This window comes from Trinickia sp. NRRL B-1857 (assembly GCF_050470685.1).
In the GTDB taxonomy this organism is placed as follows: domain Bacteria; phylum Pseudomonadota; class Gammaproteobacteria; order Burkholderiales; family Burkholderiaceae; genus Trinickia.
Genome location: NZ_JBFLUK010000001.1, coordinates 1,395,276 through 1,411,694, shown reverse-complemented (window position 1 = coordinate 1,411,694; position 16,419 = coordinate 1,395,276). Strand labels below are relative to the sequence as shown.

Here is a 16,419-nt window from a genome sequence, read left to right as displayed (position 1 = left end):
AAAAGATCATGCAAAACGCCCCTATGTCTCTCTTGTTGCCCGATGGGCTGCTGATGGCGGCCGCCGTCCTCGCGTGGCTGAACGAAACGTTCACCGGCGATTCCGGCAAACGCCTCACGTACCTGATCGCCGTGCTCGCGTCGCTCGTGTCGGGCGTCTGGTTCGCCACGCTCGTGTTCGATCCGCAGCCGCATTACTTCTTCTCGCACATGTACGTCGTGGACGGCTTCGCGAGTGCGATGAAGGCCGTGGTGTCGATCGGCTACGCGGTGACGATGATCTATTCGCGTAAGTACCTCGAAGACCGCAATCTGTTCCGCGGGGATTTCTTCCTGCTCGGCATGTTCGCGCTGCTCGGCCAGCTCGTCATGATCTCGGGCAGCAACTTCCTCACGCTGTATCTCGGTCTCGAACTGATGTCGCTCTCGCTGTATGCGGCCATCGCGCTGCGTCGCGATGCCTCGCAATCGAACGAAGCGGCGATGAAGTACTACGTGCTGGGCGCGCTCGCTTCGGGCTTCTTGCTCTACGGCATGTCGATGCTCTACGGCGCGACGGGCTCGCTCGATCTGACTGAAGTGCTCAAGGCGATCGCTTCGGGTCACATCAACAAGTTCGTGCTGCTGTTCGGCGTGATCTTCATCGTGGCCGGTATCGCGTTCAAGATGGGCGCCGTGCCGTTCCATATGTGGGTGCCCGACGTCTATCACGGCGCGCCGACGGCCATGACGCTGCTCGTCGGCGGCGGCCCGAAGGTGGCGGCGTTCGCATGGGGGCTGCGTCTGCTCGTCATGGGCGTGCTGCCGCTTGCGGGCGACTGGCAACAAATGTTGACGATCCTCGCGGCGCTGTCGCTGATCGTGGGCAACATCACCGGTATCGTCCAACGCAACGTCAAGCGGATGCTCGCTTACTCGGCGATCTCGAACATGGGCTTCGTGCTGCTCGGCTTGCTTTCGGGCGTGGTTGACGGCAAGGCCGAGGGCATGGCCGGCGCTTACAGCTCGGCAATGTTCTACAGCATCGTCTATCTGCTGACGACGCTCGGCTCGTTCGGCGTCGTGATGCTGCTCGCACGCCGCGATTTCGAAGCCGACACGCTCGACGACCTCAAGGGTTTGAACAAGCGTAGCCCGGTGTTCGCGTTTGTCATGATGGCGATGATGTTCTCGCTCGCGGGTATCCCGCCGATGGTCGGTTTCTCCGCAAAGCTTGCCGTGTTGCAGGCTACGGTGAACGCCGGTCTGACTTGGCTCGCCGTGCTGGCCGTGATCACGTCGCTCTTCGGCGCGTTCTACTACCTGCGTATCGTCAAGCTCATGTACTTCGATGCGCCGCAAGATGCCTCGCCGCTCGAAAGCGATGCGTCGGGTCGTTGGCTGCTCGTGCTCAACGGCGTTGCCGTAGTGGTGCTCGGTATCCTGCCGGGTCCGCTCATGACGCTCTGCCTGAACGCGATCACGCACACGCTGCCGGTCGCCCTCTGATGCTAAGGCCCCCACGCTCACTTTCGTTCGCTGCCCCCCGAGGGGGCGTGAGCCTCCCTTGGGGCGGCCCGGCGGGAGGCTGAATGTCCGCAGCAGGCTGGTTCATCGTTCTGTTGGCGCTCGTGGGCGCCAACGTGCCGTTTTTCAATCAGCGGCTGTTCGCCGTCGTGCCGATGCGCGCGGCGAAGAAGAGCGCGTGGCTTCGCATCGCCGAATTGATCGCGCTGTACTTCGTGATCGGGTTGATCGGCTTTGCACTCGAGGCACGCGCCGGCAACCGCTTCGATCAAGGCTGGCAGTTTTACGCGATTACGTTCAGCATGTTCGTCGTGTTCGCGTTTCCCGGCTTTACGTTTCAATATCTCGTCAAACGTCGCTGACGGCTCGGCGGCCGTCGGCGGCTCCTTGCAGGAGTGTTGCCGATGGCCCATCCGTCCGATTCCAATCAGTCGCACCCCGACGCCTCGCTCGCGGAAACGCGCATCGACGGCGACACCGCCTACGACGGTAATTTCCTCACAGTCAAACGCGACATCGTGCGCTTGCCTGACGGCAAAGAGACGACGCGCGAGTATGTCGTTCACTCCGGTGCCGTGATGGTCATTCCGCTGTTCGACGACGGTCGAGTCGTGCTTGAGCGGCAATATCGCTATCCGCTTTGCAAGGTGATGATCGAGTTTCCGGCCGGCAAACTCGATCCGAACGAAGGGGCACTTGCCTGTGCGCGGCGCGAGCTGCGCGAGGAGACGGGTTATTCGGCTAAGGAATACACGTTCCTGACCCGCATCCATCCGATCATTTCGTATTCGACCGAATTCATCGATATTTTTCTCGCGCGCGGTTTGACGCAGGGCGAGCCGGATCTGGACGACGGCGAATTCCTTGAGGTCTTCACCGCCGATACGGCGCAGATGGGCGAGTGGATCCGCAGCGGCGAAATTAGCGACGTGAAGACGATCATCGGCCACTTCTGGCTCGAAAAAGTATTGTCGGGGGCGTGGCAGCCCGATCGGACGGAGCCGCCGTTCCCTCTCATGCCCGGCGACGCCTTGGCGCCAAGCGCATAGACTCGGCAGTGGGGGTGAACGACCGTTCACCCCGTTTGCGCTACACTAGGGCCCGTTCATGCCGATGCGTCGACCGATCGGCGCGGGCAAGCTCTAGGCGACCATCCGTTTTCGTTCAGCATGAAGGTTCTCGATCTCCAATGTCCGCATGGCCATCGTTTCGAAGGGTGGTTTGCCTCCGACGATGACTTCGAATCCCAGTTGTCGCGCAAATTGATCGAATGTCCGATTTGCGCCGCGACTGAGGTGAGTCGCATGCCATCCGCGCCGCGCTTGAATCTGTCGGGTGCGACGCGCGCTCGCCACGACGAAGGGCAAAACACGTCGGTACAAGGCGGTGCGGCCGTCGATCGCCCGGCCGGTGCCGACCGGGCGCGGGAGTTCGAGGCGATGGCGATGAAAATGCTGCGCGAGGTCGTCGGCAAGGCCGAAAACGTCGGCGACCGCTTCGCCGAGGAAGCCCGCCGCATCCACTACAACGAGGCGCCGGCGCGCAGCATCCGGGGGGTGACGACACCCGAAGATGCACGTGCGCTGGTCGACGAAGGCATCGACGTCATGGCGCTGCCGAGCGCCTGCGTGCCCAAAGAATCGCTCCAATAGGAAAGCGTCGCATGGGGATCAGCTACGAGGATTTGGAAGTCGGATCGCGTACCGAAGTGGGTACTCACACCTTTACCGTCGAGGAAATCGTCGAGTTTGCCGAGCGCTTCGACCCGCAGCCGTTTCATGTCGACGAAGCGGCAGCGCAAGCTTCGCCGTTCGGCGGCCTGATCGCCAGCGGTTGGCATACATGTTCGGTCATGATGGGCATGCTCGTGCGCAACGTGTTGAACGGATCGACTTCGTTCGGCTCGCCTGGCGTCGAAGAAATTCGCTGGCTGAAACCGGTGCGCCCGGGCGATAGCCTGCGCATGTATAACTCGGTGCTCGCCAAGCGCGTGTCGAAGAGCCTGCCGGACCGGGGCATCGTGACGACGCTGTGGGAAGGGGTCGATCAAGCGGGCGACATGGTCATCAGCGTGCGCGCGAATGTGTTGTTCGGGCTGCGGCATCCGGACACGCCCAGCGGGGCGGCGACGTGACGGGGGCCCCCGGGTTGAATTCGTCCGCAACTCCGTTGATCGTGTACGATGCCGCCGCGCTGCGAGCGCATCTCGGCGGCGATGCGCTTGTGAGCGAGTGGGTCGAGGTTGGCCAATGCCGGGTGAATCAATTCGCGGACGCTACGGACGATCATCAATGGATTCACGTAGACCCGGAACGCGCCGGCCGTGAGTCGCCGTTTGGTGGCCCGATCGCGCATGGTTTCTTGACGTTGTCGCTCATTCCTGCGCTGCTCATGCAAACTGTTTGCATCGAGCAGCGGCTGGGCGTCAATTACGGCCTCAATCGCGTTCGCTTTCCCGCGCCGGTGCCTGTGGGCGCACGCCTGAGAGCGTCGTTCGTCGTAAGCGAAGTGGAGGAGGTCGGCGAAGGCGCGGTACAGGTCACCTGGGACGTCATCGTCGAAGTCGACGGCGGAAGCAAGCCCGCCTGCGTTGCCCAATTCGTTACGCGCCACTATTTCTGATCGTTTTAAATCCGCTGGCGCCCCCGGTACGACTCGAATCAGCATGAGCGGTGCGCCAGCGGTCGATTCCTTGCATCGGCGCACTATCTCACGCTGCGCTTGAAGCGCACGGCTTTCTTGTTGTTACCTATTGAATTTATCAGTGTGCCCGGTAACACGCATCTGTAAGCTTGATGCTCTCTGTTGCTATCGGGAATTGATATGGCGAGCACGATTGTCCTCGGTTTTACCGGTGAGTTTCGAGACTCGGCCACGGCTGCCTATCCGTTGGGTAACGGCTATCGATGGTATTTTCCCGATCTGATGCGATTCAATGCCCCCGACGAGATGAGTCCTTTCGATGCCGGCGGGGCCAATCCGTACGCCTATTGTTTTAATGATCCAATCAACCGCAGCGATCCGACAGGGCATATGTCCCTAGGCATACTGGGCCGACTATTCACGCGTCGGGAGGGGGAGGGCGTCGTTGATAGTCACTTGGGTAGCACCGCGCTTTCAAGCGAGTCTATCGCCGCTGACCGTGCCGCAGCGCGGGGCCATGCGGCGCGGGGAGGGGGTGACAGCAATTACCGTCATGGCGCGCCCCCTGCTTACGACCCCCCTCCCAGTTACGACGAGGCTCTCCCTGGTTACAACGCGCCTGTAGAACACGCTCGGCCTCTACTCACCTATCACCAAGAAGTGATTGCGCCGATGTACGACGGAATCAAACGTGACATCGTTTCATTGAGTGAGGATATGGAAAGCGAAATACTTCGCCTATATGGGGTGCATGGTTCGAGGCGATCCACTCCAAGCCAAGGTGATTTGATATGGTCTTACTTTTTTGATAGAAGAAAATGGGTGAGGCTTAGAGATTGGCGAAATCAAGAAATGGCGACCCGTTTAAATAATTTGGAACGATATCGTGCCAGATTGATCGATTTGAAGGGAAGGATTAATAAGCGGGTCGGCGGTAGAACGATTATGGATGCGGATCCCGTGTTAAAGGGTGAGCTGATTGCGAACTATCGCGAATTGAGGAGGGCATATAAGGAGCTTACGTACTGACGGCAGGACGCCTGTATGCAGCATGCGAGCGGCACGCAATTCAGGACGGTGCCGAGTGTCGTGCGCGACGCCGGCGCGATTCACCGGACGGCAGCCGCAACGAGCTTGCCTTAGTGTTTTGCGTACTGCGTCGCGCCGAACAGCACTTCCTTCGCTTTGTCGTCCATTAGTGGCTTACGTGCCGATGCGAGTACCTCTACGCCGCGCTGTACGGCCGGGCGAGCTGCAATCGCTTCATGCCACCGTTTGACATTCGGATAGTCGGCCAAATCGATCCCTTGGTTTTGCCACGAGCGGGTCCAAGGGAATGCCGCGATATCGGCAATCGTGTATTCCTCGCCGGCGAGGTAGGCCGACTTGCCCAACTGCTTATCCATGACCCCGTACAAACGCTTGGCCTCGTTCGTATAGCGGTTCACCGCGTATTCGATCTGCGCAGGTGCATAGATGCGGAAGTGATGGGCCTGTCCCAGCATCGGCCCAAGGCCGCCCATCTGAAACATGAGCCATTGCAACGTCGCATAGCGGCTGACGGGATCGGTCGGCAGGAACTTGCCTGTCTTCTCTGCTAGATAGATGAGAATGGCGCCCGATTCGAAGAGCGACAGCGGTTGACCGCCTGGGCCGTCCGCATCGACGATCGCCGGAATCTTGTTGTTCGGGCTGATCGCGAGGAACTGCTCCTGAAATTGATCGCCTGCACCGATATCGATCGGATGAGCACGATACTCGAGGCCAGTTTCCTCAAGCATGATATGGACCTTGTGGCCGTTCGGCGTGGCCCAGCTGTAGACGTCGATCATGGCTTTTCCTCGTGACCGCCGGCGCCGCGACGGGCGGCGCCGATGCACGCGGAAATTAGCATGGATCCGCGAGCGTCGCTCGGGGCCGCCGCAAGGCCATGAAGGCGATGGGGGCATCGCAGCGCGTGAGCCATGCATCGCTGCGCGCAAGCGGGCTGCGCGTCGACGGCCCGCGCAGGTCCGGCTACTCAGTGCGCCGCGGCCGAATGACGCGCCAATTCAAGTTTGGCGATGGCGTTGCGGTGGACCTCGTCGGGACCATCCGCGAAGCGCAGCGTCCGTGCGCACGTGTACGCATAGGCGAGCGGAAAGTCGTCGCACATGCCGCCGCCGCCGTGAGCTTGGATCGCCCAATCGATGACTTCGCAGGCCATGTTCGGCGCGACGACCTTGATCATCGCAATCTCGCCGCGTGCCCCTTTATTGCCGACCGTATCCATCATGTAGGCCGTCTTCAGCGTCAGGAGACGAGCCTGCTCGATCATGCAGCGCGCCTGTGCGATTCGCTCTTGCGTCACGGTTTGCGCGGCGATCGGTTTGCCGAACGCGATCCGCTCCGAGGTGCGCTTGCACATGAGCTCGAGCGCACGCTCGGCTAGTCCGATGAGACGCATGCAGTGATGAATGCGTCCCGGACCCAAGCGGCCCTGCGCAATCTCGAAGCCGCGGCCCTCGCCGAGCAGGATGTTCGATGCCGGCACGCGCACGTTTTCGAGCGTGATCTCCATATGGCCGTGGGGCGCGTCGTCGTAGCCGAATACGTGCAACGGGCGGTGGACGGTAACGCCCGGCGCACCCGCCGGCACGAGAATCATCGACTGTTGGGTGTGCTTGGGCGCTTGCGGATCGGTCTTGCCCATGACGATGTAGACCTTGCAACGCGGATCGCCTGCGCCGGACGACCACCATTTGCGACCGTTGATGACGTACGTGTCGCCGTCGCGTTCGATGCGCGTTTCGATGTTTGTCGCATCGGATGACGCCACTTCAGGCTCGGTCATCAGGAACGCTGAGCGAATGTGCCCTTCGAGCAAGGGTGCAAGCCATGTGCGCTTTTGCTCCTCGGAGCCATAGCGCTCGAGCGTTTCCATGTTGCCCGTGTCGGGCGCATTGCAGTTGAACACCTCGGGCGCCCAGGGCACGCGGCCCATGATCTCGGCGAGCGGCGCGTATTCGAGATTGGTGAGTCCTGCGCCGTGCGTCGAATCCGGTAGAAACAGATTCCACAGGCCTGCTTCCCTGGCTCGCAGTTTCAGCGTCTCCACGATTTCGGTGGGCACCCAAGCGTTGCCCGCCGCGCGATTGCGCGCGACTTCGTCGAGAAAGACGCGCTCGTTCGGATAGATGTGCGCGTCGAAGAACTCGAGCAATCTCTCACGCAAGGCTTGAACCTTCGGGGTGTAGTCGAAATTCATGGTTCTTTCTCGGTTGATGCGGCACCGTGCGTTATGCCGCGTTATCGGCCGATGATCGCCCGGGGGCAAGCATCGTTCATGCGATGAGCGGGCCTTTGCCGCTACCGGACTTTGCAGGCGTACGACCATGCGAGTTCGGCCATCGGCCGCGCGCGGCGACCGGCATCCATCGCCTGCGCACTCGATGCGGTGCCGTCTACGACCCGCTTCATGATGCCTTGCAAGATCGCGGCGATGCGAAACATGTTGAAGGCGAGATAGAAATTCCAGTCGCCCGGGATCGTAAAGCCCGTGCGTTCGCGGTAGCGTTCGACGTAGCTCGCCTCGTCGGGGATACCGAGCGTTGCCCAACTCAAGCCCGCGATGCCGCGGAACTGCACGGGGTCGACGTGCCAGGCCATGCAGTGATAGGCGAAATCGACGATGGGGTCGCCGAGCGTCGACAGTTCCCAATCGAGTACGGCGAGAACGCGCGGCTCGCTCGGGTGGAAGATGAGGTTGTCCAGCCGATAATCGCCGTGGACGACGGCGACCGTCGCATCGGTATCGAGCGGCACGTGGGCCGGCAACCACTCGATCAACCGCCGCATGGCTTCGATCGGCTCGGTCTCGGAGGCTTCGTACTGTTTGCTCCAGCGCGCGATCTGGCGCGCGAGATAGTTACCGGTCTTGCCGTAATCCGCGAGGCCGACCGCGTTCGGATCGACGCGATGCAGCGCGGCGATCACGCGGTTCATTTCGTCATAGATGGCGGCTCGCTCGAGCGGCGTCATGCCGGGAAGCGAGGGGTCCCAAAGCACGCGGCCTTCGACGTACTCCATGACGTAGAACGCGCGCCCGATGACGGTTTCGTCGTCGCAGAGTGCAAGCATCTTGGCGACGGGTACGTCGGTCCGCGAGAGGGCATCCATCACGCGATATTCGCGCTCGATCGCATGTGCGGACGGCAACAGCTTGGCCGCAGGCCCCGGCTTCGCGCGCATGACATAGCTGCGCGAGGGCGTGACGAGTTTATAGGTGGGGTTCGACTGACCGCCTGCGAATTGCTCGGCGGTCAGCGGTCCCGCGAATCCCTCGATGCGCTCACGCATCCATCTGTCGAGCGTATCGGTGTCGAAGCTGTGCCGCGCCGAGACGGCGCGCGTGCCGACGAATGCCGAGTAGTCCTGTTCGTTGCTCGTTTGTCCTGCCGACTCGTTCGTTGCCATCTAACGGCTCCCACTTGACGTTGGGTTCGATAACGGATTGCGAAGGTGCAGCGTCGAAAACTCAGGACCGCGCAGACGTCATTCGCGTCGATAGCGCAGATATTGGGAGTAGAGCGATTCCATCGTGGTATGCCGGACGTCGCGAAATAGCGGCGTCGGCGGTGCGTAATTGATGGCGCGTACGACCCAATCGCGCGGCTCGGCGCCGACGTCGAGCGCATTGATGCAGCCGGTCGCCTGCGACAGATGTCCGAAGAATGTCCGCTCGCCGGTCGTAATCGCATGCGAGAGCAGGGCGCGATTGACCCCGCCGTGCAGCACGAGCAATGCGGTGTCCCAGCTATCGTCGGCTCGCAACCGTGCGAGCGGCGGTAGGACGCGATCGAGCAGTTCGCCGATCGTCTCCCCGCCGAGAAAGCGCGTGCTCTCCGGCACCACGCCGTCGAACGCGCTGAGAAACGCGGCTTCGACCTGGCCCGGCGGCAGATCGGCGAGGCGGCCTGCGCGGATCTCCTGCCATTCGGGCCACGTCTCGATCTCGATATGCTGGCCGGTGACGGCGAGTACCTGCTGCGCGGTTTGCACCGTGCGCGGCAAGCCGCTCACGATGACGCGGTCGAACCGCACGCCGTCGGCGGCGAATGCTTCGCCTGCGGCCCGTGCTTGTGCGAGGCCGTGCACGTTGAGCGGCACCGTCTCGGGATCGATCGCGCGGCCCGAGCCGTCGAAGTAGGTCACATCGCCATGACGCATGAGGAAGATGCGGCGGCGCTGGGGTATCTTGAACTCGGTCATGACGGATGGTCTCAGCGATAGCGCGCTGGGCGCTTTTCCAGGAAGGCCGTGATCCCTTCGAGTGCATCGGGGTGATGCAGCGAGGCCACGAATGCGTCGCGCTCGTGCGTCAAATGATCGGGCAGCGTATGTGCACCCGCCGAGGCGACGAGCGCTTTGACGCACGCTTGGGCATTGGGCGAGCCGCGTCCGAGTTCGTCAGCCCAGGCGATCGCCGCATCGCGCAGCTGCGCCGTTTTGACGAGGCGATTGACGACGCCGAGCGCGTGAAGCCGTTCGGCCGATACCGGCTTCGCTTCCAGCAAAATTTCGGTCGCCAATGCGCGCGGCAGTGCCTGCGCGAGGAACCACGAGCCGCCGCCGTCCGGCGTCAATCCCACGCGCGCATACGACATGACGAACTTGGCATCGTCGGCCGCGATGATGAGGTCGCACGCCAGCGCGAGGGAAAAGCCCGCGCCGGCCGCTGCACCGGCCACGGCGGCGATGACCGGCTTGCGCGACGTCCGCAGTGCAAGGATCCATTGGGCCAGCAAATCGATACTTTGCGCTTGCACCGACGGGTCCTTCGCACGGTTCTCCAACAACCGGTTAAGGTTGCCGCCCGCGCAAAAGAATTCGTCCGCACCGGTGAGAACGATCGCGCGGATCGAGGGGTCGCGTTCGGCCGTCTCGAGCGCCTGGATTCCGGCGGCATACATGTCGGGGTGCAAGGCATTGCGCGCGCCCGGATTGGACAGCGTCAAGACAAGGGTCGACTCGCTTTCTGGCGGTCGCGAGGCGAGCAACTCTGCGCTCATGATGTCTCCTTGGTGGTGTCGGGCGGTTCGACCGCGCTCGCGCCGCGACGCAACGCTAAACCCGTAGTCATCGTCGAACTCCCGATCTTTGCCGGTACGGTTAGAATAGCACGGTCGTTTTATTTGAAACGGCCATTATTTGGCGCCACTGTTGGCGCCGCCATCGCCCCTCGCTTGGAGAGACGCATGATTCAACTTCATGGCATTGCGTTTTCGAATTACTACAACAAGGTCAAGTTTGTTCTCCTCGAACACGGTATCCCATTCGAGGAGGTGCGGGTGATGTTGCCGATCACGGACGAGGCCATGCTCGCTTGCTCGCCCCTCGGCAAAGTCCCGTTTATTCGGACCGAAGACGGTGACATCAGCGAATCGCAAGCCATCGTCGAATACTTGGCCGCGCGCTATCCCGAGAAGCGGATCTTCCCGGCGGACCCGTTCGAAGCCGCGAAGGCGCGCCAGCTCGCATCCGTCTTGGAGTTGCACATCGAACTCGTTGCGCGCGAACTGTACCCGCAAATGTTGATCGGCCGTATGACGAGCGAAGAGACGCGGGCTCGCGTCGAACGCACGCTGGCCCGTAATATCGAGGGCTTTAAGCGAATCGCGAAGTTCACGCCGTATCTTCGCGGGGAGACATTCACGTTTGCGGACATCTGCGGCTATGCGAGTCTGCCTTTGATCGCGCTTGCCACGAAGACGGTACTCGGTCGCGACCTGTTGCTCGACGCGGGCATCGATTGGAAAACGTATGTCAAGCGGATCGAGGAAGCACATCCGGCCGCGCAGCGTATCGCGGCCGACCGCAAGGCGGAAACCGCGGCGCTGAGCGCAGCGGCCAAGCCCGCCTAAGCGCGCGCCGGTCAAAGACGCGCGAGCCGCTCGAGCGCGGTCGCAAGCGTGGCTTCTTGTTTCGCGAAGCAAAACCGCACGACGCCCGATTCGTGCGGTTCGTGATAGAACGCCGACACCGGGATCGCCGCCACGCCGATCTCGCTGGTCAGCCACTTGGAAAAGTCCGCCTCGGGCAAATCGCTGATCGCCGAATAATCGACGCATTGGAAGTACGTCCCCTCGCAGGGCAGCAGCCTAAAGCGCGTGTTCGCAAGCCCGGCACGGAAGAAATCGCGCTTGCGCTCATAAAACGCCGGTAGTTCGAGGTATGGCGTCGGGTCGGCGAGATAGGCGGCGAGTCCCATCTGCATCGGCGTGTTGACCGTGAAGACGTTGAATTGATGGACCTTACGGAATTCGGCCATCAATTCGGCCGGAGCGGCGACATAGCCGACTTTCCAGCCCGTCACGTGAAACGTCTTGCCGAAGCTCGATACGACGAAGCTGCGCCGCGCGAGTTCGGGATAGCGCGCGACGCTCTCGTGCGGCGCGCCGTCGTAGACCATGTGCTCGTAGACCTCATCGGAAAGGATCAGCACGTTCGTATCGCGCACGATCGCTTCGAGCCGGCGCATGTCTTGCGCGTGCCAAACGCGGCCGGTCGGATTGTGCGGCGTGTTGATGAGCACGAGGCGCGTGCGCGGCGTGATCGCGCTCGCGAGTTTGTCGAAGTCGATCGCGTAATCGGGCGCCTCGAGCGAGACGAAAACAGGTTTGCCGCCGGCCATCTCGATCGACGGGACATAGCTGTCGTAGGTCGGTTCGAGCACGATGACTTCGTCGCCGGGGTGGACCGTGGCAAGGATTGTCGTCAAGAGCGCTTGCGTGGCGCCGGCCGTTACGGTGATTTCCGTTTGCGGGTCGTAGGCGCGACCGTGCATTGATTCGATTTTGCGGGCGATCGCCTCGCGCAGCGGCAGCACGCCGGCCATCGGCGGATATTGATTGTGGCCGTCGCGCATGGCGCGCGAGACGGCGTCGACGATTCGCTCGTCGCAGTCGAAATCGGGAAAGCCCTGGCCGAGATTGACGGCGCCGCGTTCAGCGGCGAGCGCGCTCATGACCGTGAAAATCGTAGTGCCGACATTCGGCAGACGTGAGGCGAGAGCGAAGGGCGGGCAGGTGGATTCGTGCGGTGCGTTCATGGCGCGGGGTTCAAATGAGGGCGTGTGCGGAAATACAGGCGGCCGCGAACGGCGCGGGCTCGGCGATGCGAAACCCGAAATCGCGGGACGTGCGCTTGTTCAGTTTCAGTAGCGCGCGGTCCTTCGAGACGAGCCAATCGGCCTTCACGGCATGCGCGAGTTCGAGGAACTTCTGATCGTCGCGGTCTTTGCATTTGGGGAGCGGCGAGCCCTCGCCGGATGGGCGCTGCGCCGGCAGGACTTCGGCGAGCCGCGTGACGGCCGCGAGTGCGGCGGATTTGTCGACGGCACGCGCGACGAACTGCGGATAATCGAGCACGCGCGCCAATTCGGCGAGGCATCGCGAGTCGATCAACGCAACGAGACCGCCCTGTTCGAGGGCGGCAAGAATGGGGCGCGTGGCCGGGTCGTCGAACACGAGGATATCGATCCAGACATTGGAATCGAGCACCACGCGCGGCACGGCGTTGACGCCTTCGGCATCGGAATAGGGCATTCGCTACAATCGGGCTTTTCGTTTCCTGCGCTCGGCACGGCGTGCCGGCGAGCCTTTCGGCGAACCCTTATGATAATTGTTTTGTCTCCGGCCAAGTCGCTCGACTATGAGACGCCCCCGCATGTCTCGAAGCACACGATCCCCGATTTCGTCGACGATGCGGCCGAATTGATCGATGAATTGCGGCGTTTCTCGCCGCAGCAGATTGCGTCGTTGATGGATATTTCCGATGCGCTCGCACACCTGAACTTTCAGCGCTACGCCGATTGGTCGCCGCAATTTCATGCCGGCAACGCCAAGCAAGCGGTGCTCGCGTTCAATGGCGACGTCTACGAAGGCTTCGATGCGAAGACATTGGGGGCGGCGGATCTCGACTACGCGCAGCGCCACGTGCGCGTCCTGTCCGGCTTGTATGGCCTGCTGCGTCCGCTCGACTTGTTGCAGCCTTACCGCTTGGAGATGGGCACGCGTTTGCCGAATGCGCGCGGCAAGGACTTGTACGCATTTTGGGGCGAACGCATCACGGAAGCGCTCAATGCTCAGATGAAACGCAACAAGGGCGCGGAGCGCGTACTCGTGAATTGCGCCTCGACCGAGTACTTCAGGTCGGTTCGACCGACGCGGCTCGATGCGCGCGTCGTGACGCCCGTATTCGAAGACTGGAAGGGCGGCCGCTACAAGATCATCAGCTTTCATGCAAAACGGGCCCGCGGCTTGATGGCTCGGTTTGCCGTCGAAAACCGTATCGATACGCCCGAAAAGCTGAAAGACTTCGACCTCGAGGGTTACGCGTTCGACCCGGAGGCCTCGAACGAGGCGACGTTCGTCTTTCGTCGCCGTATCGCAAGCTGAGTCGGCGCCACTTCGTTCATCCAATAGATCAAAGCAAAGGACCTCATGAGCCTATCGATCACGAGCAATTTCGACGCCGGTGCGATCGACGTGGTGTCGTGCGAGCGTGCCGACGACATTCGTCTGCGGATCCGCCCCGACAGCCATGCCGATTTCGCGCAATGGTTCTATTTCCGGCTTTCGGGCGTGCGCGGAGAGCGTTGCGTCATGACGTTCGAGAACGCGGCGCAATGTGCGTTCGCGCAAGGGTGGCACGGGTACCGAGCGATGGCGAGCTACGATCGCGTCAACTGGTTTCGCGTGCCGACGTCATACGACGGGCAGCGCTTGACGATCGATCACACGCCCGATTTCGACGCGATCCACTACGCCTACTTCGAGCCTTACAGCGAAGAGCGTCACGCCGAGTTCCTCGGGGCGCTTCAGCAGATGCCGCAGGCGACGCTCGTCGAGTTGGGCCGTACGGTGGAGGGGCGGCCGATGTCGCTGCTCGTGCTCGGCACGCCCGAGGCGAGCGCGGCAAAGCCGAAGAAGAAGGTGTGGATCGTCGCCCGTCAGCATCCGGGCGAGACGATGGCCGAGTGGTTCGTCGAGGGGCTCGTCAAACGCCTGGCCGGATGGGGCGACTGGTCCGGCGACCCGGTTGCGCGCAAGCTGTACGAGCACGCCGTGTTTTACATCGTGCCGAACATGAACCCGGACGGCAGCGTGCGCGGCAATCTGCGGACGAACGCCGCGGGCGCGAACCTGAACCGTGAATGGCTTGCGCCCGATCCGAAGCGCAGCCCGGAGGTGTTCGCCGTGCGCGAGGCGATTCACGCGAACGGTTGCGACATGTTTTTCGACATCCACGGCGACGAAGCGCTGCCCTATGTATTCGTCGCGGGGAGCGAGATGCTGCCGAGTTTCACCGAGCGTCAGTCGCGCGAGCAGCAGGCATTTATCGAGGCGTTCAAGCAAGCGAGCCCCGACTTCCAAGATCAGTACGGCTACGAAGCCTCCAAGTACAAGGAGGATGCGCTCAAGCTAGCGTCGAAATACATCGGACATACGTTCGGGTGTTTGTCGCTGACGCTCGAAATGCCTTTCAAGGACAACGCGAACTTGCCCGACGAGCGAGTGGGTTGGAACGGCGAACGCAGCGCGGCGTTGGGTGCCGCAATGCTAGGCGCGGTGCTGCGTCAGATCGAAACGTTCGGATAAGCGTCGACCCGAAATCGCGCCGATTGGAACCGGGCCGGCGGCCCGGTTCGTCGTTGTCGGCTTCCCTCTCCCAGGCGGTCAGTGCTTCGCGCCGGACTTGGCCGACGATTTTTTCTTCTTTGCCGCGTGCTTGACCGCGTTGCTGCTGGTGTGGCCCGACGCGTGGCCTCCGTGGCGGCGCTTCGTCTTCTTCTTCGACGAGCCTTCGTTGCGTGCCTTGAGCGGCGGCACGGGGTCGTTCCAAGTGAATGCCAGCATTTGAGTGCCGACGTAGCCGCAGCGAAAATTCAGCGGATAAGGTTCGTGAGACGCTTCGCGCGGGATGCCCTGGCCTTCGACGGTCACGATGTTATCGACGGTAATGCGCTGCTTGCCTTGGTCGAACGGCTGATTCCACGGCTTGATCTCCGCGTGTGCCGAATCGAACGCTTCGGGCGGGAAGTCGACGTGATCGATGACGGTCGAGGTACTCGCGACGAAATTGCCATGCGCGGCGCAATCGGCGACGAGCGGATCGGCGTGCATGTCGTTCACGAAGTGGGCGATCAGCTCATTGCGCTGATCGATGGAGTCGGCGTGGGCGGGGGCAATCGCGATCAAAGGCAAAGCCAAGAGGGCCGAAGTTGCCAATCGTCCCGCGAGCTGCCGCATGCGGCTTGAAATCTTGGAGCTATCCATCCGGTAGGCAGTATTGAGACACAGGCACGTAAGATGCCGCACTCGGAGACGGAGTTCAATGTCGCGATGAATAATTTTTGACAATTCGTGACGCGAGGGCGAGGAAAATGCGGCCGATCAGCGCGGTTGCCGATTTGGAGGGGGGGATCTAGGCGGCTCGCCTGCGTCGAATGTTGAACGAACCTTCAGTTCAGGTTCGGGGGCCGCCGAGCCGATAGCGACGCACGTCGTTGGTTGTGACCCAGGTGGGCCGATAGACGGCGATGAGCGCGGTCGACATCCCCGTGAACCATGCTTCGCCGGTGGCCAATAGAAATACGCTGAACGCATAGCCGAGCGGAATGACAGCCGGCGAGCCGTGCGCGAGCCCGATATGGGCCGCCGCGGCGGCGACGCCCGCGACGGTCACCGCGATCGCGGGCGACACGAATCCCTGCGCGCAGATGAAAACAAACAGGTTACGCGGCAGCCACGCGGTACAGGCGCGTTGGAACAAAGCCGAAATCCCGACGGGCACCGCTCCGTAAATGAGAAAGGTCAGCGCGACACCTTGCCAAGCGGCGTCGAAAATGACGGCCGCGATGCTCGATACGGCCGCCATGGCCACGAGCGCGAGTGCCCAGTCGAACAGCGTGACGAGCAGCGTCGCGCCGAGCAAGTGCATGACTGGGCCGTCGTCGAGCCACGCGTTCGTGGCCCAAAGTACCGAAATGGCCACGATGACGGCGAGCCAGACGTGCTGGAGCGTTCCGTCTTGCAAGCGCCGAAACGGGCGCGTCGCGAGGGCGAGCGCGAGCAGGACTGCGGCTGCGGCCCAGCCAACGACAGCGATCCATAGCGGAAGCGGCGTATAGAGGAAGCCCATGGCGTCCATATTACTCGTTGGGCTGCGAAACGGGGAGAGCATGCGCGAGGCGATTCGCTTTCCCCCCGACTAACGCTTAGCAAGCGGC

Annotated in this window: 19 protein-coding genes; 10 read left to right on the top strand and 9 right to left on the bottom strand. The window is 62.1% G+C overall.

The genetic code is table 11. The features are described from left to right. Positions 1–8: 8 nt before the first annotated feature. From nuoN to AB1286_RS06130, 7 genes are all read left to right on the top strand, one after another. Positions 9–1,487, top strand: coding sequence for an NADH-quinone oxidoreductase subunit NuoN (gene nuoN, locus AB1286_RS06160; protein ID WP_430362427.1), 1,479 nt, complete (start codon positions 9–11; stop codon positions 1,485–1,487). A gap of 83 nt (positions 1,488–1,570) precedes the next feature. Beyond that, complete coding sequence (locus tag AB1286_RS06155) at positions 1,571–1,867, top strand: DUF2818 family protein (protein WP_430362426.1); 297 nt, start codon at positions 1,571–1,573, stop codon at positions 1,865–1,867. A gap of 42 nt (positions 1,868–1,909) precedes the next feature. After that, the gene (locus AB1286_RS06150) at positions 1,910–2,554 is read left to right on the top strand and encodes an NUDIX domain-containing protein (protein ID WP_430362425.1); all 645 of its coding nucleotides are present in this window, start codon (positions 1,910–1,912) and stop codon (positions 2,552–2,554) included. A gap of 120 nt (positions 2,555–2,674) precedes the next feature. Further along, on the top strand, positions 2,675–3,157 hold the full coding sequence (locus tag AB1286_RS06145) for a DUF1178 family protein (RefSeq protein WP_430362424.1): 483 nt from the start codon (positions 2,675–2,677) through the stop codon (positions 3,155–3,157). A gap of 11 nt (positions 3,158–3,168) precedes the next feature. Continuing rightward, positions 3,169–3,639 (top strand): MaoC family dehydratase, encoded by a 471-nt coding sequence (locus tag AB1286_RS06140; protein ID WP_430362423.1) that lies wholly within the window; start codon positions 3,169–3,171, stop codon positions 3,637–3,639. Positions 3,640–3,653: 14 nt separating this feature from the next. Further along, positions 3,654–4,127, top strand: coding sequence for a MaoC family dehydratase (locus AB1286_RS06135; RefSeq protein WP_430362422.1), 474 nt, complete (start codon positions 3,654–3,656; stop codon positions 4,125–4,127). A gap of 201 nt (positions 4,128–4,328) precedes the next feature. Beyond that, positions 4,329–5,177 (top strand): RHS repeat-associated core domain-containing protein, encoded by an 849-nt coding sequence (locus tag AB1286_RS06130; RefSeq protein WP_430362421.1) that lies wholly within the window; start codon positions 4,329–4,331, stop codon positions 5,175–5,177. Positions 5,178–5,287: 110 nt separating this feature from the next. On the opposite strand, the gene AB1286_RS06125 is transcribed toward AB1286_RS06130, so the two are convergent. From AB1286_RS06125 to AB1286_RS06105, 5 genes are all read right to left on the bottom strand, one after another. After that, positions 5,288–5,980, bottom strand: a complete 693-nt coding sequence (locus AB1286_RS06125; protein WP_430362420.1) for a glutathione binding-like protein — start codon at positions 5,978–5,980, stop codon at positions 5,288–5,290. A gap of 188 nt (positions 5,981–6,168) precedes the next feature. Beyond that, positions 6,169–7,395, bottom strand: a complete 1,227-nt coding sequence (locus AB1286_RS06120; protein ID WP_430362419.1) for an acyl-CoA dehydrogenase family protein — start codon at positions 7,393–7,395, stop codon at positions 6,169–6,171. Between the two features lie 101 nt (positions 7,396–7,496). Continuing rightward, positions 7,497–8,603, bottom strand: coding sequence for a phosphotransferase (locus AB1286_RS06115; protein ID WP_430362418.1), 1,107 nt, complete (start codon positions 8,601–8,603; stop codon positions 7,497–7,499). A gap of 78 nt (positions 8,604–8,681) precedes the next feature. Continuing rightward, positions 8,682–9,398 (bottom strand): histidine phosphatase family protein, encoded by a 717-nt coding sequence (locus tag AB1286_RS06110; protein ID WP_430362417.1) that lies wholly within the window; start codon positions 9,396–9,398, stop codon positions 8,682–8,684. 11 nt (positions 9,399–9,409) lie between these two features. Next, positions 9,410–10,198, bottom strand: coding sequence for an oxepin-CoA hydrolase, alternative type (locus AB1286_RS06105; protein ID WP_430362416.1), 789 nt, complete (start codon positions 10,196–10,198; stop codon positions 9,410–9,412). A 186-nt stretch (positions 10,199–10,384) separates the two neighbouring features. On the opposite strand from AB1286_RS06105, the gene AB1286_RS06100 reads away from it, so the two are divergent. Beyond that, positions 10,385–11,050 carry a glutathione S-transferase family protein gene (locus tag AB1286_RS06100; protein ID WP_430362415.1) on the top strand — a complete coding sequence of 222 codons (666 nt, stop codon included), beginning with the start codon at positions 10,385–10,387 and terminating at the stop codon, positions 11,048–11,050. 11 nt (positions 11,051–11,061) lie between these two features. Here the strand turns inward: AB1286_RS06100 and AB1286_RS06095 are convergent, their stop codons facing one another. Together AB1286_RS06095 and AB1286_RS06090 are read right to left on the bottom strand one after the other, a co-directional pair. Further along, positions 11,062–12,237, bottom strand: a complete 1,176-nt coding sequence (locus AB1286_RS06095) for a pyridoxal phosphate-dependent aminotransferase (protein WP_430362414.1) — start codon at positions 12,235–12,237, stop codon at positions 11,062–11,064. Positions 12,238–12,247: 10 nt separating this feature from the next. After that, positions 12,248–12,733: a putative toxin-antitoxin system toxin component, PIN family gene (locus tag AB1286_RS06090; protein ID WP_430362413.1), complete on the bottom strand. Its 486-nt coding sequence runs from the start codon at positions 12,731–12,733 to the stop codon at positions 12,248–12,250. 69 nt (positions 12,734–12,802) lie between these two features. Here AB1286_RS06090 and yaaA point away from each other — a divergent pair, with 69 nt between their 5' ends. Both yaaA and AB1286_RS06080 read left to right on the top strand, forming a co-directional pair. Next, positions 12,803–13,585, top strand: coding sequence for a peroxide stress protein YaaA (yaaA, locus tag AB1286_RS06085; protein WP_430362412.1), 783 nt, complete (start codon positions 12,803–12,805; stop codon positions 13,583–13,585). Between the two features lie 45 nt (positions 13,586–13,630). Beyond that, positions 13,631–14,788: a M14 family metallopeptidase gene (locus tag AB1286_RS06080; RefSeq protein WP_430362411.1), complete on the top strand. Its 1,158-nt coding sequence runs from the start codon at positions 13,631–13,633 to the stop codon at positions 14,786–14,788. Between the two features lie 78 nt (positions 14,789–14,866). On the opposite strand, the gene AB1286_RS06075 is transcribed toward AB1286_RS06080, so the two are convergent. Both AB1286_RS06075 and AB1286_RS06070 read right to left on the bottom strand, forming a co-directional pair. After that, positions 14,867–15,466, bottom strand: coding sequence for a BspC domain-containing protein (locus AB1286_RS06075; RefSeq protein ID WP_430362410.1), 600 nt, complete (start codon positions 15,464–15,466; stop codon positions 14,867–14,869). A 190-nt stretch (positions 15,467–15,656) separates the two neighbouring features. Next, entirely contained in the window at positions 15,657–16,331 is a 675-nt protein-coding gene (locus AB1286_RS06070) for an energy-coupling factor ABC transporter permease (RefSeq protein WP_430365000.1), read from the bottom strand. Positions 16,332–16,419: the final 88 nt, after the last annotated feature.